The 20507-nt window shown below is 70.5% G+C and carries 19 protein-coding genes; 5 read left to right on the top strand and 14 right to left on the bottom strand.

Going from position 1 to position 20507, the window contains the following annotated elements; genetic code table 11:
• Positions 1-83 precede the first annotated feature (83 nt).
• From CFK38_RS15810 to CFK38_RS15800, 3 genes are read right to left on the bottom strand one after another with little or no spacing between them, the layout of a single operon-like run.
• Entirely contained in the window at positions 84-641 is a 558-nt protein-coding gene (locus CFK38_RS15810; protein ID WP_096803938.1) for a GNAT family N-acetyltransferase, read from the bottom strand.
• Complete coding sequence (locus CFK38_RS15805) at positions 638-1744, bottom strand: App1 family protein (protein WP_096803937.1); 1107 nt, start codon at positions 1742-1744, stop codon at positions 638-640. Before CFK38_RS15805 ends, CFK38_RS15810 begins: the two co-directional genes overlap by 4 nt.
• 5 nt (positions 1745-1749) lie before the next feature.
• Entirely contained in the window at positions 1750-2235 is a 486-nt protein-coding gene (locus CFK38_RS15800) for a GNAT family N-acetyltransferase (protein WP_096803936.1), read from the bottom strand.
• A 156-nt stretch (positions 2236-2391) separates the two neighbouring features.
• On the opposite strand from CFK38_RS15800, the gene CFK38_RS15795 reads away from it, so the two are divergent.
• On the top strand, positions 2392-2910 hold the full coding sequence (locus CFK38_RS15795) for an arsenate reductase/protein-tyrosine-phosphatase family protein (protein WP_096803935.1): 519 nt from the start codon (positions 2392-2394) through the stop codon (positions 2908-2910).
• Positions 2911-2947: 37 nt separating this feature from the next.
• On the opposite strand, the gene CFK38_RS15790 is transcribed toward CFK38_RS15795, so the two are convergent.
• From CFK38_RS15790 to CFK38_RS15765, 5 genes are all read right to left on the bottom strand, one after another.
• Complete coding sequence (locus CFK38_RS15790) at positions 2948-4081, bottom strand: hypothetical protein (protein WP_157773512.1); 1134 nt, start codon at positions 4079-4081, stop codon at positions 2948-2950.
• 347 nt (positions 4082-4428) lie between these two features.
• Entirely contained in the window at positions 4429-6066 is a 1638-nt protein-coding gene (gene pgm / locus CFK38_RS15780) for a phosphoglucomutase (alpha-D-glucose-1,6-bisphosphate-dependent) (RefSeq protein ID WP_218192375.1), read from the bottom strand.
• Positions 6067-6175: 109 nt separating this feature from the next.
• Positions 6176-6979, bottom strand: a complete 804-nt coding sequence (locus tag CFK38_RS15775; RefSeq protein WP_096803931.1) for a hypothetical protein — start codon at positions 6977-6979, stop codon at positions 6176-6178.
• 93 nt (positions 6980-7072) lie between these two features.
• Positions 7073-8089, bottom strand: coding sequence for an inorganic phosphate transporter (locus CFK38_RS15770; protein WP_096803930.1), 1017 nt, complete (start codon positions 8087-8089; stop codon positions 7073-7075).
• Positions 8090-8725, bottom strand: a complete 636-nt coding sequence (locus CFK38_RS15765) for a DUF47 domain-containing protein (RefSeq protein ID WP_096803929.1) — start codon at positions 8723-8725, stop codon at positions 8090-8092. It abuts the gene before it with no gap.
• Between the two features lie 375 nt (positions 8726-9100).
• On the opposite strand from CFK38_RS15765, the gene CFK38_RS15760 reads away from it, so the two are divergent.
• On the top strand, positions 9101-10207 hold the full coding sequence (locus CFK38_RS15760; protein ID WP_096802321.1) for an IS110 family RNA-guided transposase: 1107 nt from the start codon (positions 9101-9103) through the stop codon (positions 10205-10207).
• Between the two features lie 297 nt (positions 10208-10504).
• Here CFK38_RS15760 and CFK38_RS15755 read toward each other — a convergent pair whose 3' ends face one another.
• Positions 10505-11131, bottom strand: coding sequence for a hypothetical protein (locus CFK38_RS15755; protein WP_096803928.1), 627 nt, complete (start codon positions 11129-11131; stop codon positions 10505-10507).
• A gap of 49 nt (positions 11132-11180) precedes the next feature.
• On the opposite strand from CFK38_RS15755, the gene CFK38_RS15750 reads away from it, so the two are divergent.
• Positions 11181-11837, top strand: coding sequence for a PH domain-containing protein (locus tag CFK38_RS15750; RefSeq protein ID WP_096803927.1), 657 nt, complete (start codon positions 11181-11183; stop codon positions 11835-11837).
• Between the two features lie 3 nt (positions 11838-11840).
• On the opposite strand, the gene CFK38_RS15745 is transcribed toward CFK38_RS15750, so the two are convergent.
• Positions 11841-12530 carry a hypothetical protein gene (locus tag CFK38_RS15745; RefSeq protein ID WP_096803926.1) on the bottom strand — a complete coding sequence of 230 codons (690 nt, stop codon included), beginning with the start codon at positions 12528-12530 and terminating at the stop codon, positions 11841-11843.
• A gap of 182 nt (positions 12531-12712) precedes the next feature.
• Here CFK38_RS15745 and CFK38_RS15740 point away from each other — a divergent pair, with 182 nt between their 5' ends.
• On the top strand, positions 12713-13891 hold the full coding sequence (locus CFK38_RS15740) for an ROK family protein (protein WP_096803925.1): 1179 nt from the start codon (positions 12713-12715) through the stop codon (positions 13889-13891).
• A gap of 31 nt (positions 13892-13922) precedes the next feature.
• Here the strand turns inward: CFK38_RS15740 and CFK38_RS15735 are convergent, their stop codons facing one another.
• The 3 genes from CFK38_RS15735 to CFK38_RS15725 are packed head-to-tail and all read right to left on the bottom strand — an operon-like array spanning position 13923 to position 17216.
• The gene (locus CFK38_RS15735; RefSeq protein ID WP_096803924.1) at positions 13923-15338 is read right to left on the bottom strand and encodes an ABC transporter substrate-binding protein; all 1416 of its coding nucleotides are present in this window, start codon (positions 15336-15338) and stop codon (positions 13923-13925) included.
• A gap of 10 nt (positions 15339-15348) precedes the next feature.
• Entirely contained in the window at positions 15349-16287 is a 939-nt protein-coding gene (locus CFK38_RS15730) for a carbohydrate ABC transporter permease (RefSeq protein ID WP_096803923.1), read from the bottom strand.
• Positions 16288-16301: 14 nt separating this feature from the next.
• Positions 16302-17216, bottom strand: a complete 915-nt coding sequence (locus CFK38_RS15725; RefSeq protein WP_096803922.1) for a carbohydrate ABC transporter permease — start codon at positions 17214-17216, stop codon at positions 16302-16304.
• 368 nt (positions 17217-17584) lie between these two features.
• Between CFK38_RS15725 and CFK38_RS15720 the strand changes: the two genes are divergently transcribed.
• Positions 17585-18796: a pyridoxal phosphate-dependent aminotransferase gene (locus tag CFK38_RS15720; protein WP_096803921.1), complete on the top strand. Its 1212-nt coding sequence runs from the start codon at positions 17585-17587 to the stop codon at positions 18794-18796.
• A 144-nt stretch (positions 18797-18940) separates the two neighbouring features.
• Here CFK38_RS15720 and CFK38_RS15715 read toward each other — a convergent pair whose 3' ends face one another.
• Positions 18941-20407, bottom strand: a complete 1467-nt coding sequence (locus CFK38_RS15715; RefSeq protein ID WP_096803920.1) for an FAD-dependent oxidoreductase — start codon at positions 20405-20407, stop codon at positions 18941-18943.
• Positions 20408-20507: the final 100 nt, after the last annotated feature.

Below are 20507 nucleotides of genomic sequence, written 5' to 3'. Positions count from 1 at the left end.
GTCGTAGGTTCATTCCCTCAGGGAGCACCATGGGGCACTGAACCTACGACTCGGTGGCGTCGGTGGGGGAGGCGTGGCCCCGGTCAGCGCAGCGGGCGCTCCATGACGTCCATGCCGAGACCGGCGACCTTGAGCCAGTCCGGGTTGCCCGCGAAGGGCACCGCCGTGCCGACGGCGGCGAAGCCGTGGCGCCGGTACCAGTCCTGCAGCTCCGGCCGACCCTGCAGCACCTGGATCATCAGCACGCCCACGCCGGCGGCCCGCAGCAGCTCGGCCTGGGCCTCGAGCAGCCGCCCGCCGAGCCCGCGGGACTGGACCGCGGGGCGCACCGCGAACAGGCCGAGCTCCGCCCGGTCTCTCCCGTGCGGGTCCGCGGGCTCGCGGCGCGTGTAGCAGCAGCCGGCCAGATCATCGCCGAGCTCCGCCACCAGCAGCGTGACCCGGGGATCGGCGAGCATGGCGTGGACCTCGCCGGCATCGGTGCGATGCCCGTCCACGAGATGCACCTCCGTGGTCCAGCCGCCCTCGCCCCGATAGGCCGCCTGCACCAGATCCACGAGCTCGGGCACATCCCCAGCGGTCGCCGGACGCAGCGTGAACTCGGTGCCGTGCCGGGTCCCGAAGGTCCGCGAAGCGGTCACGAGGAGATCTTCCCGGCGCGCTGCAGCTCGGTGAGCAGTCCGTGGCCGTCGGACGCCTCCAGGGTGAGCGGGGTCGCGGGGAGGGGGGCGGCGTGCTCGCGCGGTCGCCGGGAGCCGTGGGCGAGCAGCTGCTCGGGCTCGGTGAGCTGGCGGATGAGCACGGAGTCGACCTGGTCCGGATGGCGCCGGGAGAACTCCGCATAGATCGAGGGGTCGTGCTGGCCGTCGTCGCCGACCAGGATCCAGCGCATCATCGGGAACTCCGCCGTGAGCCGGGCGAGGGCCCGGTGCTTGTGGTCGGGACCGGAGCGGAAGAACCCGGTGTTGGTGGGCCCCCAGTCGGTCAGCAGCAGCGGACCGTCGGGATACCCGTTGCGGTAGAGGAAGCGCTCGAGCACGGGGAAGACGTTCCAGGCCCCGGTGGAGAGGTAGAAGACGGGCATCGTGGGATGCTCGCGCGCCAGACGCTGGTAGAGCATCGGCATGCCGGGCACCACCTGGCGCGAGGACTGATGGACCACGAAGGCGTTCCAGAAGGCGAGCAGGGGGCGCGGCAGCCAGGTCACCATCACGGTGTCATCGATGTCGCTGACCAGGCCCACCTCGGCCTCGTCCGGGACCACGGTGATGGCCGCGGTCACCTCGTTGCCGGGGGCGGTCCACAGCACCGCCTCGTGGTGCCCCGCGGGAAGAGCCACCTCGAGATCCGCGTCGACGATGCCGGACCGGTCGGCGCGGACGGTGAACTGCTGCTCGCCGAGCAGCACGTGGACGGTGCGGTGCGGTGCGACCTGGCCGGCGAAGTTCCGCCATCCGCGCACCGCCATCGTGCGCATGTCATGGACCGGCTGGTCGTGGAAGTCCGCGGGGGTGCCGGGGGAGGCGTAGAGCACCTTCGCCAGCACCCGGACCCGGGCACCCGAGCCGAAGCCGTGGAACGGCTGCAGGCGCAGATCCCAGTGGAGCCGGCGCAGAGCACGGCCCATCACCGCATTCTTGACGTCCTCGATCCGCGCCGCCCAGTGCGGCCGGTCGGTCTGGGAGCGCGAGGCGACGGCACGCAGCGCACCGCGGGCGGAGGTGAGACCGGAGGAGATGCCCACCGGTCTCAGATGCCGCGGGCCATCTTCAGCCAGGCGCCGTCGGGATCGTCCTCGACGATCTCCCAGCGGTCGCCCGTGTCGGAGAAGCCCAGTGCCTCGTAGAGCGCGCGGGCGCCCTCGTTCTCCGGGCCGACGTACAGCGTGACGGTGTCGGCGCCGTCCTCGCCGGCCCAGGTGAAGACCGCTTCGGCGAGTTTGCCGGCGATCCCGGAGTGGCGGGATTTCGGCGTGACCCACATGGCCTGGAGCTCACGCTCGTTGGCGGGCGAGTCCTGTTCGTGACGTGCGGCGACGACAGCGACCGGCTGCCCGTCGTCGATGGCCAGGAACCAGGCGGCATCCTGCACCCGCTCCTCCCAGACGGAGTCCTCATAGGTGGATTCCGTGTCCCAGCTCTGCCCGAAGGCGGCAGGGTCCGTGCTGAGGGACCGGAGACGGATCTCGCGCACGAGCGACCAGTCGTCGTCGTGGGCGCGGATGATTTCGGCCATGGGTGTCCTCCTGAGCCGTCGTTGCGTGGTCACGGGCGATCAAGCCCGGGCGGTCTTGCTTCCGCGTTGCCGCAGGCACCGCATGCAGTCAGCCCCCAGTGTACGTTCCCGAGCAGTTCGGCGCTCCCCTCCTGCGGACCTTGGCACAATGGGGCCATGGAGCCCCTTCGTCTGCTGACCGTCTGCACCGGCAACGTGTGCCGTTCCCCGGCCGCCGCCGTGATGCTGCGCGTCGCCGTCGAGGAGGCGGGCCTGACGGAGAGCATCGAGGTGGGCTCGGCCGGCACCAGCTGGGAGGCGGAGGGGATGCCTATGGACGATCGCACCGAGCTCGCCCTCGAGCATGCCGGCTACGCCCGACCCTTCGAGCACGTGGCACGCACCATCCACCTCACCGAGCTGCTGGCGTGGGACCTGGTGCTGCCGATGTCCGCCGATCATGCCCAGCGGATGCGCCGGACGGCGGAGCAGGCTCCGCCGGGGGCCTCCGTCCCGGAGATCCGGATGTGGCGGCGCTTCGAGCCCGGTATCCCGCCCGAGGCGCTGCCGACGGAGATCTCGGTCGAGGACCCCTGGTACGAGGGTCAGGGAGCCTTCGACAGGACGATCCTCCAGATGCGGCTGAGCGTTCCCGGCATCATCGCCCGGGCGCAGGAGATGCTCGCCGAACGCTGATCTGCGGCGCCGTGCGCCCCGTGCCGAGCCGGTCCGCTCAGCGGGGTCCGCGCCGGCTGAGCACGGTGGCGCCGACGAAGCCGGCCGCGGTGAGGAAGCCGATCCCCAGCACGATCAGGATGACCTGGCGCATCTGACCGGCGGTCGAGTCGGCGTTCTCGGAGATCGCGTCGAACAGGCGCACCACCGGTCCGCTCTCCGCTGTCGTCGCCGTGGTCTGAGGAGGGCTCGTGGGCGGGTCCTGCTCCTCCTCCACGGCGGCCCCGGCCTCGCTGCTCTCGTCAGCGCTGGTGGAGGTCACCGCGATGGTCTCCTCCGGAGCGGAGGGGGGATCCGCAGGGAGCTCCTCCGGGGTCGGGGGAGTCGTCTCCGGCGGCACCACCGGTTCCGCCTGCTCGGTCTCCGCCGGCTGAGGGTCGGTCGGCTCGGGCTCAGCGGGCTCGGGCTCAGTGGGCTCGGGCACGGCGGTCGTGGGCTCCGGCTCAGTGGGCTCGGGCACGGCGGTCGTGGACTCCGGCTCAGCGGAGGGCTCGGGAGCCTCGGTGGGGGGCTCGGGATCCTCGGTGGTGGGAGCCTCCGGGCTCGGAGGCGGCGGGGCGGGATCCGAGGTCCCGGTCTCGTCCGGGGTCTCCTCGGGAACGGGCTCCTCGGTCTGATCCTCCTCGGTCGGGGGCTCCTCGTCCGTCTCGTCAGGTGAGGCCGACGGAGACGGATCTTGCTCGGCGTCGGTCGTGGGGGAGACGCTGACTTCTGGCCTGAGAGCAGGCTGTGGCGGCACCTCGGCGGGCTCGGTCGTGGGGTCGGTGCTGGGCTGTACGGTCGGCTCGGTCGGCTCGGTCGGCTCGGTCGGCTCGGTCGGCTCGGTCGGCTCGGTCGGCTCGGTCGGCTCGGCCGCGGGATCGTCGGTCGGCTGCTCCGAGTTCTCCGTCGGTGCGCTGCTCTCGACCTCGTCCTTGTCCCCGTTCTCGCCCTCGTCGTCGCAGTTCTGCGCGGGGGCCGTCTGCAGCAAGCGGGGCACGGGATCGGCATCGCTCCCGGAGTCGGCGGACGGCGTCCTGCCCGCCGCCTCGTCGCCGCCGTGGGCATCGTCCGAGGTGGACTGCGAGGACGGCACGGCATCGCTGCCGGGGATCTCGGCAATGGCGGGGGCCGCCAGGAAGGGAACCGTCACGACGATGGCTGCTGAATACGTGCACAGGCGCGCGCGCAGACGCATAGGCGTGATCCCCCTCTCCTGGTCGCGAGCTCGACGGCTGCGGTCGGCGGTGTCTCCCGTGGGTCCGACGAAGCACAATACCCTACGGAAACTTTACTTTCGACCCCATGTTTCACCCGGGTAATCGACCGCGCAAGGGCGCTGTGCAGGGCGCCACGCTGACGTGACGGACGTTATGTTGACCCTGATTTGACCGAAGCTTTACGAGCGACCTGTGCATATGCAGTTCTTCGCGACCTGCCGCCGGGCATGCGGACGCCGGATCCCGTTTCACAGGATCCGGCGTCCGGGTGGTCGTGGGGTCAGTCGGCGAGGACCTCGTCCACGAGGGCTTTCGCGGCGTCCTGCACCTGTCCCAGATGCTCCTCGCCCTGGAAGGACTCGGCGTAGATCTTGTAGATGTCCTCGGTGCCGGAGGGGCGGGCGGCGAACCAGGCCGACTCCGTGGACACCTTCAGACCACCGATCACGCCCCCGGCAGGCGCCTCGGTGATCGCCGAGGTGATCGGTTCCCCGGCCAGCTGCGTCGCGCTGACCTGATCGGCGCTGAGCGCCTTCAGCTTCGCCTTCTGCTCACGGCTGGCGGGGGCGTCCATGCGGGCATAGGCGCTGGTGCCGAACTCCTCGACCAGCTCGGCGTGCAGCGTGCTGGGGGAGCGGCCGGTGACCGCGAGGATCTCCGAGGCCAGCAGCGCGAGGATGATGCCGTCCTTGTCCGTGGTCCACACCGAGCCGTCGTGGCGCAGGAAGGAGGCGCCGGCGCTCTCCTCGCCGCCGAAGCCGACGGAGGAGTCGATCAGCCCGGGCACGAACCACTTGAAGCCCACCGGCACCTCGTACAGCTCCCGGCCGAGCGAGCTGACGACCCGGTCGATCAGGCTGGAGGAGACGAGCGTCTTGCCCACCTTGGCCGTCGAGGGCCAGTGGGGACGGTGAGCGAACAGGTAGCGGATCGCGGTGGCGAGGTAATGGTTGGGGTTCATCAGTCCCGCGTCGGGGGTGACGATGCCGTGGCGGTCCGCGTCCGCGTCGTTGCCGGTGGCGATGTCGTACTCGTCGCGCTTCTCGAGCAGCGAGGCCATCGCCCACGGGCTCGAGCAGTCCATGCGGATCTTGCCGTCGCGATCCAGGGTCATGAAGGACCATTGGGGGTCCACCTCGGGGTTGACCACGGTGAGATCGAGGTCGTGCATCTCCCCGATCTCCGCCCAGTAGTCGACCGCCGCGCCGCCCAGCGGATCCGCGCCGATGCGCACCCCGGCCCGGCGGATCGCCTCGATGTCGATGACGCTGGAGAGGTCCTGCACATAGGTGTGGAGGTAGTCGTAGCGCTCGGCGTCCTGCAGCGCCTTCTGCCGGCCGTGGCGGCGCACGCCGCGCAGACCGGCGGCGAGCAGCTCGTTCGCACGGTCCGCGATCCAGGAGGTCGCATCGGTGTCCGCCGGGCCGCCGTGGGGCGGGTTGTACTTGAAGCCGCCGTCACGGGGAGGGTTGTGGCTCGGGGTGACCACGATGCCGTCGGCCCGCCCGGGGCTGTTCGCCGACCGGCCCCGGTTGTGGGTCAGGATCGCGTGGGAGATCGCCGGGGTGGGGGTGAAGCCGTCCAGCGAATCCACCTGGGCGGCGACGTCGTTGGCGGCCAGCACCTCGAGCGCCGTGTCGAAGGCGGGGCGGGAGAGCGCGTGGGTGTCACGGCCGATGAACAGCGGCCCTCTGATCCCCTGCGCCGCGCGGTACTCGACGATCGCCTGCGTGGTCGCGGCGATGTGGTCCTCGTTGAAGGCCACATCGAGGGAGGAGCCGCGATGCCCCGAGGTGCCGAAGGCGACGGCCTGGTCGGGGTCTGCGGGATCCGGATGGTTGTCGTGGTACGCGTCGAGGAGCGCGTCGACGTCGACGAGATCCTCCTCCAGCGCCTTCTGGCCTGCACGGGGGTGCATCATGCCGCTCCATCCTCGAGGGTCGTGGTTCTGCCCCACACTCTAGGTCAGGGTGGGACCTCGAGGCGGAGCTGCGCCTGCCTGCTGAGACGACGGGTGCAGGCGCGCCTCAGGACCGGCGCGAGCGCACCAGCAGCACGATCCCGACGATCGTGAGGACCAGTCCGATCAGCCCGGAGACGAGGCCGATGATCGGGCCGATCAGCAGCGGCGCCGCCATCCCGAGCAGGCTGTACGGGCCGAGATAGGCGGGAGCGTCGGTGCCGGTGCAGGAGATCGTCACCGTGGTGTCCTCGAGGACGGCGACCCCGATCTTCTGCTCGTACCGGGAACCGTCCCCGAAGGTGACCGAGGAGGTGCTGGGCACCACGCTCACCACGCCGGGTTCGGACCCCTCGGCGCTGCACTCGGCGCCGGCGGCATCCTCCTGGGGCACGTACACGATGAGCATCTCGTTCGCGGAGACGTCGACCTCGCCGCTCGCCCCGTCGATCACCGTCGGCCCGGACGCGGCGTCCCCGGTGAGGGAGCCCACGGACCACACGATGCCGCCGATGGTCGCGGCGGGACCGACCACGAGCAGCAGCACCAGACCGATGATCAGCGGCAGCAGCCCGCGCCGGCGGCGAGGGGCGGGGCCGGGGGCACCGGAGGCGGGCAGCGGTCCCGTCTGCGGCCCGTACGACGTCGCACCGACGCCGGCGGGTGCGTCATATCCGTGATGCGCGCCGGGGGCGGGGTCCGACGGAGCGCCGTAGGGCGGGCCGCCGTAGGGCGGGCCGCCGTAGGGCGAGTCCCCATAGGACGAGTGCCCGTAGGACGGTGCGGCGCCGGGAGCGGGGGAGCTCGGCCCCGGCAGTCCGTAGCTGGGACGCCTGCGCGGGGCGGGCGTCGGGGACTCACCGTCGGACATCAGGACTCCTTCGCGATTCGGATCCCCTCAGCGTAGTGGCCGTTCCTCCGAGGATCCCGGACAGCCGCGTCGGGACCTCGCGCGCCGCCGCGCTCAGGAGGTGGTGAACTCCAGCGCGACCCCGATCAGGGCGGCGCCGACGAGGGCCGAGGCCAGCGGTGTGGCCAGCCAGGTCAGCACGATGTTCCGCGCCACCCGCCAGCGCACGTTGCGCAGGCCCTCGGCGGCGCCCGCCCCGACCACGCTGGAGGCGAGGGCATGGGAGGTGGAGATGGGGGAGCTGACCCCGAACAGGCTCAGCGACATGGTCGTCGCCGCGGAGATCTCCGCCGCGAGCCCCTGGGCGACCGTCAGATCGGTGAGACGACGCCCCAGGGTGCGGATGATCCGGTGGCCTCCCCCCAGCGTGCCGGCACCCACCGCGACCGCGATCGCGACCATGATCCCCAGCATCCCCATCGGCGTGGAGCCGGTCGCCGTGGCCGCGACCACGACCACCGCCAACGGCAGCCGGGAGTCGTTGATCCCGTGCCCGGTGGCGACCGCCCCGGCGGAGAGGGTCTGGGCGAAGCGGAGATGACCGCGCTGCAGCCGCTCGTGCCGCCCCAGACGGAGCAGGCCGTGCATCAGGGCGAAGGCGAGCCCCGCCGACAGCACCGGACCCACCAGGGAGACGGCGAGGACGGCCCCGAGCTGCCCCCAGGCCGCGGTCGCGCCGATCACGAGGGTGACGCCGAGGGTGGCACCGAGGAAGGCGTGCCAGGTGGAGGCCGGCATCCCCAGCCGCCAGGTCAGCAGGTCCCAGCCGATGGTCGTGAGCATGATCGCGAGCAGCGCCAGGCCGAGCCGGTCGGGACTGTCGGCGGTCGCCTCGGTGAGGGGGGTCATCCCCAGCAGGCGCACCGCCCACTCCGCCGTGACCACGAGCAGGGCCATCCCCAGCAGTGCCCCGAGCAGATTCAGCAGCGCGGCCATGGCCAGCGCCGTCGACTCCCGCAGGGTCCGGGTGGCGATCGTGGTGGAGACGGCGTTGGAGGCGTCGTGGAAGCCGTTCATGTAGGCCATCGCCAGTGCCGTGAGGACGACCAGCAGCAGCAGGGTCGGGGTCACTCAGGAGTCCTTGACCCGCAGCAGATCGGCGATCCGTGCGCTGCGCTCCTGCAGGGTGATGGTCTGGCGGATCGATTCGGCGACATCGTGCTGGGGCAGCAGCTCCTGTGCCGAGCCGCCGCGCGTGTAGAGCTCGCCGAGGGCGCGGCGCACCAGCCGGTCGCCCTGCCGCTTGAGCTTGCGGACCTGCTCGTAGTGGTCGCCCAGATCCCGCACCCGTGAGAGCTGCCAGGTGACCGCGACGGTGAGCTCCGCCGCCCGCTCGATGCCCTCGGCGGCCTCCAGCAGCGCCGTGGGCAGGGCACCCACCTGGGAGATGACCAGCAGCTCGGCCGTGTGCTCCAGGGAGTCCAGGGTGTCGGAGAGGGTCAGGGCGAAGTCGTAGAGCAGCTCCGCCTCGTAGGGCGTGATCAGGGAGTGGGCGAGCCGCTGGGCGATGCGACGGCACAGCTCCTCGGCGACCGTCGACTGCTCGTGCAGCCGGGGTGCGAGGCGGGTGCGCTCGCGCACGCCGTGGCCGAGCAGCTTCGAGTGGGTGTCGGCCGACTGGACCAGCAGCTCGGCGAGCTCCGCGAAGAGGTCGTACAGGGGACGCTCGCTGCGCTGGGGGAAGAACCGGGCGAGGAACTGCGCCATCTCAGGCCGCCTCCCCGCGCCGCCGGGCGCCTCACGCCGCTGGTGCCGGTGGGGCGAGGGCGGACTGGTTCACGATGCTGGGGCGCCGGACCGGGATGCGCCTGTCGGCGCGAAGGCCGCTCGAAGCGGCAAATGTTGGAGCCCGGGGCAACCGCGGCCCGACGCGCCCCCATCGTAGAACACGTGGGGACGGTGGACGCAAGCCGGGACCGCGACGTCATGGCACGGGCCTCATCGCGGCCGCTGCGGGCCTCAGACGCTATGAGGGTGGCGGGGTTACCGGCTGGGTCTTGTGGCCCAGGGCCTCGCTATGAAGACTCGTGGATCACCCTGGTCGATGGGCGGCCGGGGTGCACACATTCATAGGAGGCCCTGGTGTTCACCGAGACTACAAGCCTGGGATTGGATGTCCATGCCCGTAGCGTCAATGCCGCTGCGATCGACTGCTCCACCGGCGAGGTGATCGAGAAGTCCCTGCCGAATGATCTGGTCGCTATCAGCGAGTTCGTCGAGGACCTCGCCCGTGGCCACGGTCCCTTGCGGATCACCTACGAGGCCGGCCCCACCGGCTTCACGCTTGCCCGGTTCCTGCTCGATGCTGGACATTCCGTCCAGGTCGCGGCCCCGTCGAAGCTGTTGCGACCAACGGGTGAGCGAGTCAAGACCGATCGGCGCGATGCGATGCTGCTGGCCCGTCTGGCGCGCAACGATGACATCGTCGCGGTGCGGGTCCCCACGCTCGCGGAGGAGTCCGCCCGAGATCTGGTCCGTTCCCGGGACGATGCCCGCCGCGACTTGATGAGTGCCCGGCACCGGCTCGGGAAGCTGGTGCTGCGCCGCGGTCACGTCTTCCCCGGCAAGACGACCTGGGGCCGGGAGCATGACGCCTGGCTGCGGGCCATCCGCCGTGACCACTTGGCCGAATATGGTTCCGGGACCGTGGCCGCGTTCGATGACGCCTACGACGCCGTCACCCACACTCTCGCCCGCCGCGATCGCCTTGATGTAACGATCTTGAACCTGGCCGAGGACAGCGAATTCACCGAGATCACCCACCGCCTGGCCTGCCTGCGAGGGATCTCCACTCTGACCGCGTTCGGTCTGGCGGTGGAGATCGGGGACTGGGACCGGTTCACCGGCTCGACGATCGCGGCCTACCTCGGACTGGTCCCCTCCGAGCACTCCTCTGGACAGACGAGGTCTCTGGGCGGGATCACCAAGACCGGCAACTCCCACGCCCGCCGGTTCCTGATCGAGTCGGCCTGGCACCACAAACCCGGCTACTACCCCGGCAAGACCCTGCGACAGGACTGGGCGAAGGTCCCGGCCGTGATCGCCGAACGCGCCGACCGCGGGAACCGACGTCTCCATCACCGCTGGATGGTGCTGGAAGCGCGCCGCAAACGCCACGCCATCGCGAATACCGCGATCGCCCGCGAACTGGCCGGCTGGTGCTGGTCCCTGGCCACCATGGAGGAATAACCCTATAGACCGCGTTCACGGGCGATCCAGAGCCTCTCGGGACGCAGCGTGAGGAGGAGACCAGCGCTTGGACTGTGAGCAGCCCCGGCAACAGGGCCACGCTCGAGCTCAGACAAGCTCCGCCCCTCCCACCGAAAACAGCGTCATGCGGCACCCGACCCGCGCATATCAGACTGACCACGCGTCGACCAGACACGCGGCACCCGAGAAGCACCCCGCGAACGCCGAAGCGGGGGCACCCACCGGCCAGTGGATGCCCCCGCTTCACTCCGCCCCCTTGACAGAAACACCTACATATCAGTCCAGCTGTCCCGCCTCCGCATGGCGGCCGGCAGCGGTCAGGTCCTCACCGGTGCTGAGCAGACGCTCGGCCTGCAGGGTGCGGTCGTCGTCGGCGTCCTCGTCGGCCAGGTGCGCGGTGCCGTGCGCCACGATCATGGCCACCGCACCGGCGCGCCGCAGCGCCAGGCCGAGATCCCCGGTGAACGCCCCGCGCAGGATCTCGTCCATGGAGCGATGGACCTGGTCGACGTCCGGCGGCTCCGCGAAGCCGGAGAGGTAGCGCAGCCCGGGCACGGTGCGCGACCCCGCTCGATAGCGGCGCACCATGTCGTCGCCGCTGGTCTGCGACCAGGTGTGCAGCACGTACAGCCGCCACAGCGCACCCGGCAGGGAGGTGGCGGGGGCTCCGGACCACAGTGCCGCGAGGTCCGTCAGCCCGTCCTCGGCGGCGAGGGCGACGACCCGCTCGACCACCTCGGCATCCGAGCTGTGGAAGACCCCGTCGAGCAGGGCTCGGGCGGAATCGTGCGCGAGATCGGAGGAGGCGGCGGGATCCGGCTCGCCCGGGATGGCCTCGGCGACTGAGGCGTACAGCGGGGCGGGACGGCGGAAGCGGGGAGCGGACGAGCCGTGCGGGGACATGCTCCGCACACTACGCGCCGTCCCTGGACCGCCGCACTACCCTGGGCCCATGACGATCCCCCGGCAGATCGGCCCCGAGACCGGGCCCCGCACGGCCCTGCCCGATTACCGCCGCAGCAGCGCCACGGTCGAGCGCATGGTCTCCGAGCTGCGCGGCGTCCCCGGATCGAAGGGCGGATCGACCGGCACGGTGCGGGCCCTGTTCCCCGCCGCCCCCACCCGGGACACGGCGCTGCGCGCGGCGGTCTCCGCGGTGCTGCTCGGCGGTGCCGTGATCGCCGGCATCGTGATGGTGCTGCTGCTGACCGCGCTCGAGGAGGGGCGCTCGCCGGGGGTCGGGCTGCTGATGCTGCTGCTCGCCCTGGGCGCGCTCGCAGTGATCCTGCTGCTGCTCGGCCTCCGCTTCGGCGTCGTCGCACTGGGCACCGTCCGCTCCCGGGTCGAGATCTCGGAGGACGCGCTGCATGTGGTCGGGGCGCTCGGCTCCCGGCGGGTCGAGCGGCGCGACATCGTCGGGGTGGAGTCCCGTGTGGTGCATCCGGTGCACTGGCTCACCGCAGCTCTGCGGCTGCGCGACGGCTCCCGGGTGGTGATGCCCGCCTTCGACCGGCACGTCTGGACCTACTCCCAGCCCTCCGGCGAGGACATCCGGGCCCTGCGCATCGAGCTGCGCCGACGGGAGCAGGCCGCGGGTCGCCGGGTCTGAGCGTCAGGCGGTGGCGCCGCCCGGAGCACGGCTGGCTCCGTCCTCCCACAGCACGCGGGCCGCCTCGGTCACGGACTCGGCGTCGACGTCGGTGACGCTCAGCACCCCGTCCTCGTCGAGCGGGAGGTGGCCGGACTTCCAGCTGCCGTCCGCCTCCACATGGAACATCAGCGGGACCGCGTCCTGCGGGGCGGCGACGTCCGTGCGGCGCAGCGAGACGGTGCGCTCGTTGCCGCCCTCGAGGAAGGCCAGGACGATGTCGGCGACCGAGGCGGGCACCTGCTCCGGACCGGGCAGCGCGGTGACCACGAAGGAGTCCAGCTCGTCCTGCGTGAGCATGATGATGGCCTCGTGGGCCTTGATGATGAAGGCCATGCGCATCGCCTCGCCCTCGGCCAGGGCGATGCCCAGCCAGCGGTCAGCGGCGGTCAGCGTGGTCGCGATGACCTGGCCTTCCTCGCCGAGCAGCCACTGGCCGTCCTCGGAGCGCTCCACCTTCCCCCGCGCGCGGAGCCCGGAGGTGACCGCCGCGGTGACGAACTCGTGCGCCTCCTCGGGGGCGCTGCGCAGCCCGATCTGCTCGCGGGTGATCCGTCCGTTCTCCGTGTCGCGCAGGCCGAGCATGAAATCGATCTCGTACGCGGTGTAGATCGTGACCTGCTCGTCCGTGGCCGCGGCCGTGCTCTCGCTCATGAATCCCCCTGGAAGGCGTGGTCCGGCCGACTCTCACGTCGACCGGATGGCGTGTCCCCGGAAGCATGGCAGAAACGGGCCGGTCGCTCCAGCGCCGCCCCGTCGCAGTGGACGGGTTCCGCCGCAGTGGACGGGCGGGATGCGGCCCGCCGCCGACCCGACGGCGCGGATATGCTCGCAGCATGCAGGGGGACGAACACATGGGCTCCGACGTCGCGGCAGCGGGTGATCCCGCGGTGGGCGATCTCGGGGGCGAGAGCACGCGCGCGGTCTATCGGGACCTGCTGCGGTTCGGACCCCGATCCCGCAGCGAGCTGTCCCAGCGGCTGCGGCTGTCGGCACCCACCGTCACCCGGGTCAGCCGGGACCTGCTCGAGCGCGAGCTGCTCCGCCCGCTCACCGCCGTGCCGCGTGCCAAGGGGCGTCCCCACGAACCGCTGGACATCGAGGAGGACCGCGGCCCCCGGTTCATCGGGGTCAAGGTCACCGCCGACGAGGTCCATGCCGTGGTGACCACGGTGCGGGCCACCGTCCTCGAGGAGCTGGTGCTGCCGCTTCAGAGCACCGCCCCGGAGCCGCTGCAGGCGACCATCCTGGTCGCGGTCGAGGCGATGATCGCCGCACACCCGAAGGTGGTCGGGATCGGGGTGGGCCTGGGTGGGCTGGTGGCGGAGCGTCGCACCGTGCTCTCCTCCCACCTGCTGGGCTGGCAGCGGCCCGTCGAGCTCTGCGCCGCGCTCGAGGCGCGGGTGTCGGTCCCGGTGGTCGTCGAGAACGACCTGGTGGCGATGGTCGACGGTCTGCACTGGTTCGGGATCGGGCGCGGGTACGACTCCTTCGCGGTGCTCACCGTCGGTGCAGGGGTCGGGATCGCCGCCGTGATCGACGGGCGGGTGGTCCGCGGCCGCCACCACATGGCAGGGCTCACCGGCCGCTTCCCCGTCGGGATCGGGCCGCAGCGTGCACCGGTCGCGATCCGCGAGCTGGCCAGCACCGCCGCGGTGGTCCGTCGTGCCCGCGAACAGGCAGTGCTCGGTCCCGCCGGCGGCATCGAGAAGCTGCGCGGCCTGGTCGCAGTCGGGGACGCCGGAGCGCTCGCGATCGCGGCGGAGATGGCGCGCGCGCTCGCCGCGGCGGCTGTCGGCCTGGTCGCCGTGATGGACCCCGAGGCGATCGTGCTCGGCGGCGAGAACGTGGACCTCGTGCGCGCCGCCTTCGGTGCCTTCGAGGAGGCCCTGCGCCAGGGATCGGCCGAAGGGCAGCGGGACCTCGTGGTGCGCACGCTCAGCGGCGACTTCGACGAGTGGGCGCGCGGGGTCGCCGTGATCGCGATCCAGGAGTTCGCCGGGGCCGGGACCTGAGGCGTGCCCCCGCCCCGACGTCCCGGAGAGCTCACTCGAACAACGCGTTGACCCGTTCGTTGTACGCGGCGAAGTCCGCCCCGTCGATCTCCCGCATCCAGCACCGGTCGAACGCTCGCTGCATGATCGTCATGATCGAGGCGGAATTCTCCACCAGGGGGAACAACCCGGTCTCGCCGTTGGCGACCCGGTCGGTGAACGGTGTGACATCCAGGCCTTCCGCGGCGTACGACTCGATCGCGGCCTCCGTCCCCGCATCGGTCGAGGGGAAGAACGGGGCGCGCTCGCCGATCAGCCGCTGCGCCTCGTCCGAGGCGAGGAAGCCGATCAGCCGGGCCGCCTCCTCCTTCTTCTCCGACTGCGCGGAGATCGAATCGCCCAGGCCGTTGAACATCGAGACCGGGTGACCCACGGGGCCGGACGGCAACGGGGCGATTCCCAGATCCATGCCTTCCATGTTGTTGAACGTGGTGATCATCCAGGAGCCTGCCAGGGCCAGCGCCGCGATGCCGGACTGCACCTGGGTCTGCGCGGGGCTGGACTCCCCGAACATGCCGAACGGCGGGAAGAAGCCCTTGTCGACCAGGCCGAAGTACCAGTCCATGGTCGCGGCGAACCGCTCGTCGTCGTAGTTGAAGTGCGTGCCCCAGGTCTCGGCATCGGTGAACGTCCAACCGGTCGACAGGGCGAAGGGCGACCAGCTCGACTGTCCGACGTAATCGATCTCGCCGCCGCCGGCCATGCCGTAGCGGGCCACGTTCGCCGGGTCGAACCCGTCCTCGTCGCCCCGCACTCCGTTCGCATCGATGCTGAGCCGGGCGAGCATTCTCTCGAAACTGCCGCCGTCCTCGGGATTCCAGTCGAGATCCTGGAGATCCTCGGGTGTCAGCCCTTCCTCCTCGAGCATGTTCTTGTCGTACATCACCGCGATGGTGTCGTAGTCCTTGGGGATGCCGTAGCGCTGGCCGTCCTGGCCGGTCCACAGCTCCTGGAGGCCCTCCTGGAAGTGCTCGGCCGGGATCCCGTCGAGCTGGCCCAGGCCGTCCAGCGGAGAGATCACTCCGAGCTGCAGGAACTCGGGATAGCGCGCAAGGTGGTCCGTGAAGGCGTCCGGCCCGGCCTCGGCGACGAAGCTGGCTGTCAGCTTCGTCCAGTAGTCGTCCCAGCCCAGCTGGGTGATCCGTACGAAGACGTCGGGGTTCTTCTGCATGAACAGGTCGATGGCGGCGGAGTAGGCGGGCAGCTGGTTGGCGTCCCACAGCCAGTAGTCGATCTGGGTCGCCCCGGCAGGGGCGGAGCTCCCGCCGCACGAGGCGAGGGTCGCGGTCCCGACGGTCCCCGCGAGGACCGCGGAGCCTTGCAGGAGGCGACGGCGGGACAGGGCGGTCCCCGGGAGCGGGTACGCAGCGGTGCGAGCATCACGTGCTCGGTGGAGCGGAGTGTTCATCTGGGGCACCTCACTTGATCCCGCTGAAGCCGATGGAGTTGACGATCTTCTTCGCGAACAGCGCGAAGAGGAGCAGCATGGGGGCGGCCGCGACCAGGGTGGCGGCCATCAGACCGGACCAGTCGGGACCGGTGCCGGGGGCCTGGGCACGGAAGACGCCGAGGGCGACGGTGAGCACGCGGGACTGGTCGGTGTAGGAGACCATCAGTGCCCAGAAGTACTCGTTCCACGCCGTCATGTAGGTCAGCAGGGCGAGGGTCGCCAGGGGCGCGGTGGACAGCGGCAGCACGAGGGTGAAGAACACTCGCACCTTGCTGGCGCCGTCGATGAGAGCGGCCTCCTCGACCTCGCGGGAGATGTTGTTGAAGAACTGGCGGAGGAAGAAGATCGCGAAGCTCGAGATGAACAGCGTGGGGAGCATGATCCCCAGCAGCGTATCGACCAGGTGCAGGTTCTTGATCAGGATGAAGTTGGGCAGCAGGGTGAAGATCTGCGGGATCATCAGCGAACCCAGGAAGATCAGGAACACGGTCTCCCGGCCGCGCCAGCGCAGCCGGGAGAACGCATAGGCCGCCATCGCGCAGGAGAAGGTCTGCACGATGGTGATCGAGGTCGCGACGATCACGGAGTTCAGCAGGTAGCGCCAGAAGTTGATGGAGGCGCCGCTGCCGCCCTGGGCGATCGCGGTCTCCACGTCCTGCATCCCGAAGACGCGTTCGAAGCCGCCGGTGTTCAGTCCCACCGGGAGCAAGCTGCTCGGGTCGGTGGCCAGGGCGTTGTTGCTGGACAGCGCCGTGCGCAGCATCCAGTAGAAGGGGAACAGGGTGATCAGCAGGAAGATCACCATCACGGCCCAGGCCGCGATCTTGCCCCAGGGCACGGGGCGGTGGGGGGTGTGGATGGCGGGGCGCTGGGTGGTCTCGGTGACGGGGTGTGTCGTGGTGGTCATGGTGTCCTCTCCGCTCAGTCCAGGTCCGAGTGGCCGGCTCGGCTCAGCCAGTACTGCGTGAAGGTGACGACCATGAGGATGAGTAGCAGCGCGACGGACAGCGCAGAGGCATAGCCGAACTCGTACTCCGCGAAGGCGTTCTGGTAGATGTACATCTGGAGCACACGCGAGGCGTCGGCCGGACCGCCCTGCGTGGTCACCGAGACGGTGTCGAACACCTGGAACGAGCCGATGATCGTCATGATCAGCACGAGGGCCAGGATCGGCCGCAGCAGTGGCAGCGTGATGCGGCGGAACTGCGTGATCTCGCCCGCTCCCTCGGTGCGGGCCGCCTCGTAGAGATGCGTGGGGATCGACTGGAGGCCCGCGAACAGCAGCAGCGCCGTGTAGCCCATGTGCCGCCACACGTTCACCAGGGCGATCGTGGGGATCACCCACGTCTCATTGGCCCAGAAGGAGACCGGGTCGAAGCCGACCCACTGCAGGAAGATGTTGAAGATGCCGAGCTGGGTGTCCAGGATCCACAGGAACACGATCGCCGCCACCACGTTGGAGACCAGGTACGGGGCCAGCACCAGCGAGCGCAGCAGGGTCGACTGGGTCAGGCGCTGCATGAGCACGGCGATCACCAGCGCCACCACCGTCTGCACCCCGATGTTGATGGCGACGTACAGGATCGTCACGCGCAGGGATGTCCAGAAGATCGGGTCGGACAGCAGGTCTCGGTAGTTGGCCAGCCCCACCCATTGGGGCGGGGTCAGCGTCGTGTATTCCGTGAATGAGTAGTAGATGCCGGTCAGCAGCGGCCAGACGAGGAATACCAGCAGGCCGACAGTCGCGGGCGCGATGAACAGCAGCGCGAGCTTGGTGTCGTCCTTCCGGCGGGGCCTCGTGGGGGCCGACCGCGTCGACGTCGTCGCGGTGGGCATGGCTTCCTACTTTCGGTGGGGAGGGGACGGGTGGTGCCGGTCAGCGCGTGGCTGTCGGGTCGGGATCAGGGAGGACGGAGAGCTGCAGGCCCTGCACCGCCTCTGTCGGAGCGCCTGCGTGCTCGGGGCCGCGATCCCCGTTCGTGGCGCGGTGGAGCAGGGAACGACGGGGGCCGACGAGGAGAGAACGAGGACCTCCGGGGCTGGGAGCGGCAAGTGACGAAGGGCGACGATGCCCTCCTCTTACTAAAAGTATGAAAGTAATAGCGCTTTCGTCAAGCGCCGTCTCGCCGTCGATCGCTTCGATGCAGGAGGGAGGGCGGTCCCGATAGTGTGACCCTCTACCCGACCAGGCCAGGAGCCCCAGAATGATCTTCACCCAGTCCTCGAAGCTGCGCGACGTGTGCTACGAGATCCGAGGACCGGTGCCCGCAGAGGCCGCCCGGATGGAGGCCGAGGGGCACAAGATCATCAAGCTCAACATCGGCAACCCCGCACCCTTCGGCTTCGAGGCGCCCGACGAGCTCCTCGTGGACATGATCAAGAACCTGCCCACCGCGCAGGGCTACTCGGACTCCCGGGGCATCCCCTCCGCCCGTCGGGCGGTGGCGCAGTACTACCAGATGCGCGGCCTGCCCGGGATCGGGCTCCAGGACGTCTACCTCGGCAACGGGGTCTCCGAGCTGATCCAGATGGTGTGCCAGGCCCTCGTCGACGACGGGGACGAGGTGCTGGTCCCGCAGCCGGACTACCCTCTGTGGACCGCCTCGGTCTCCCTCGCGGGCGGCCGCGCCGTGCACTACCGGTGCGATGAGGAGGAGCACTGGTGGCCGGACGTCACCGACATCGCCGACCGGATCACCGAGCGCACCAAGGCGATCGTGGTGATCAACCCCAACAACCCCACCGGAGCGGTGTATCCCGAGCACGTGCTGCGCGACATCGTCGAGGTCGCCCGCACGCACGGCCTGATGATCCTGGCCGACGAGATCTACGACAAGATCCTCTACGACGACGCGGTCCACATCCCGATCGCCTCCCTGGCCCCGGACCTGTTCTCGATCACCTTCAACGGGCTGTCGAAGTCGTACCGGGTGGCCGGCTTCCGCGCCGGCTGGATGGCGCTGCACGGCCCGAAGGACGACGCCGAGAGCTTCATCGAGGGTCTGGACGTGCTCTCCAACATGCGGCTGTGCCCCAACGTGCCCGCCCAGCACATCGTGGCCACCGCCCTGGGCGGGAAGCAGTCGATCGACCAGCTCATCCTGCCCGGCGGGCGGCTGCGGGAACAGCGGGACGTGGCCTTCGAGGGACTGACCTCGATCCCGGGGATCAGCGTCCAGAAGGCGCAGGGCGCGCTGTACATGTTCCCCAGGATCGATCGGGAGATGTACCGCATCGACACCGACGAGCAGTTCGCCTACGACCTGCTGCGGGCCCACAAGCTGCTGATCACCCAGGGCACCGGCTTCAACCTCGCCACCCACGACCACTTCCGGCTGGTCACCCTGCCGTCGGTCGAGGTGCTGACCGACGCGATCGACCGGATCGGCGACTTCCTCGGCACCATCCGCCGCTGAGCGGGCGCGCCGGCCGGCTCGGCGACGCCGCACCTCGCCGACGCCGCAGGGATCGTCAGGTCCCGTACCGTTCCGGGCCCGGAACCGGTGCAGAACCTGACGATCGACGTCGTCCGAGGCGCAGGAGGTGCGCGAGGCGGGGCCTCAGGCGGGGGAGGGCTGGTGCACCGCGTCGCGGGAGACGCGGACCATCTCCTCGCGCTCGACGACCTTGATGCGGGTGCGGGGCTCGCCGTCGGCGTCGAGCGCGGCGGCGCCGAGGGCCTTCTCGTGCTCGTCCAGCGCCATCCAGCCGTCCCAGGTCGTGTACGGCACGTCGCGGTCCTCGAGCAGGCGCAGGATCGCGTCGCCGTCCCGCTCGACAGCGGAGGCCAGAGCGCCGGACTCGATGTCCTCGACCAGGCTGGCGATGGTCTCGAGGGCGTCGGACTTGGTCGCGCCGATCAGGCCCACCGGACCGCGCTTGATCCAGCCGTTGGCGTACAGGCCGGGGATCACGGCGCCGTCGGCCCCGGTGACGCGGCCGGCCGCATTGGTGATCACGCCGCGGCGGGCGTCGTAGGGGACGCCCGGCAGCTCGGAGCCGTGGTAGCCGACGGCGCGGTAGACGGCACCGAGGTCGTAGTCGACCATCTCGCCCGTGCCCTCGACGTTGCCCTCGGGATCCAGCCGGGTGCGCTCGAAGCGCATGCCGGTGACCTGCCCGTCCTCGCCGAGGACCTCGACGGGGCGGTGCCAGAAGTGCATGTGGAGGCGGCGGTGCACCGGGCCGCCCTCGCGATCCGTCGGCTCCTCGCCGGCGGCCTCCCGGCGCTGCTGCTCCTCGAGCCAGCCCGCGAAGATCTGCACCAGCTGGTCGGTGCGCTTGTCGGCCCGGATGGCCTCCCACTCGGCCTCGGTGATCTGCTCCAGATCGCGCGGGTCCATCACGACCTGCAGGCCCTGGGGGTGGGCGAGCTCGCGGGCCTCGAGCGGGGAGAACTTGGTCTGGGCGGGGCCGCGGCGGCCGAAGACGTGCACATCGGTGGTCGCCGCGGCCTGCAGGCCCGCGTACACGTTGGCGGGGATCTCGGTGCGCAGCAGCTCGTCGGCGCCCTTGGACAGCACCCGTGCCACGTCGAGCGCGACGTTGCCGTTGCCGATCACGGCGACCTGTTCGGCGTCCAGCTCCCAGCTGCGGGGATAGTCCGGGTTGCCGTCGTACCAGGCCACGAAGTCGGCAGCTCCGTGGGAGCCCGCCAGCTCGATGCCGGGGACCGCCAGCTCCGCATCCTTCAGCGCGCCGGTGGCGAAGATGACCGCGTCGTAGTGGCGGCGCAGGTCCTCGAGGGTCAGATCGGTGCCGAACTCGACATCGCCGAGGAAGCGGATGTCACCGCGACCCAGGATGCGGTGCAGCGCGGTGATGATCCCCTTGATGCGCGGGTGATCGGGGGCGACCCCGTAGCGGATCAGGCCGAAGGGTGCCGGGAGGCGGTCGAGCAGATCGATCGAGACCTCGAGCTCCCCGTTCTTCACCTGCTTGTTGCGCAGCAGGGTATCGGCGGCGTACACGCCGGCGGGGCCGGAGCCGATCACGGCCAGACGGAAGGGCTGCTGGGAGGAGGACATCTCACCTCGGTCTCGTGGCGCGTCGCGCCGGGTCGGATGCGGGTCGGGGCGGCTGCGGTCCACGCGCCGCGCTCCGCTCTGCACGGATTTCCGCACCACT

The sequence above is a fragment of the Brachybacterium vulturis genome, assembly GCF_002407185.1.
In the GTDB taxonomy this organism is placed as follows: domain Bacteria; phylum Actinomycetota; class Actinomycetes; order Actinomycetales; family Dermabacteraceae; genus Brachybacterium; species Brachybacterium vulturis.
The sequence above is the reverse complement of the archived record's forward strand: the minus strand, read 5'-3'. Positions and strand labels throughout refer to the sequence as shown.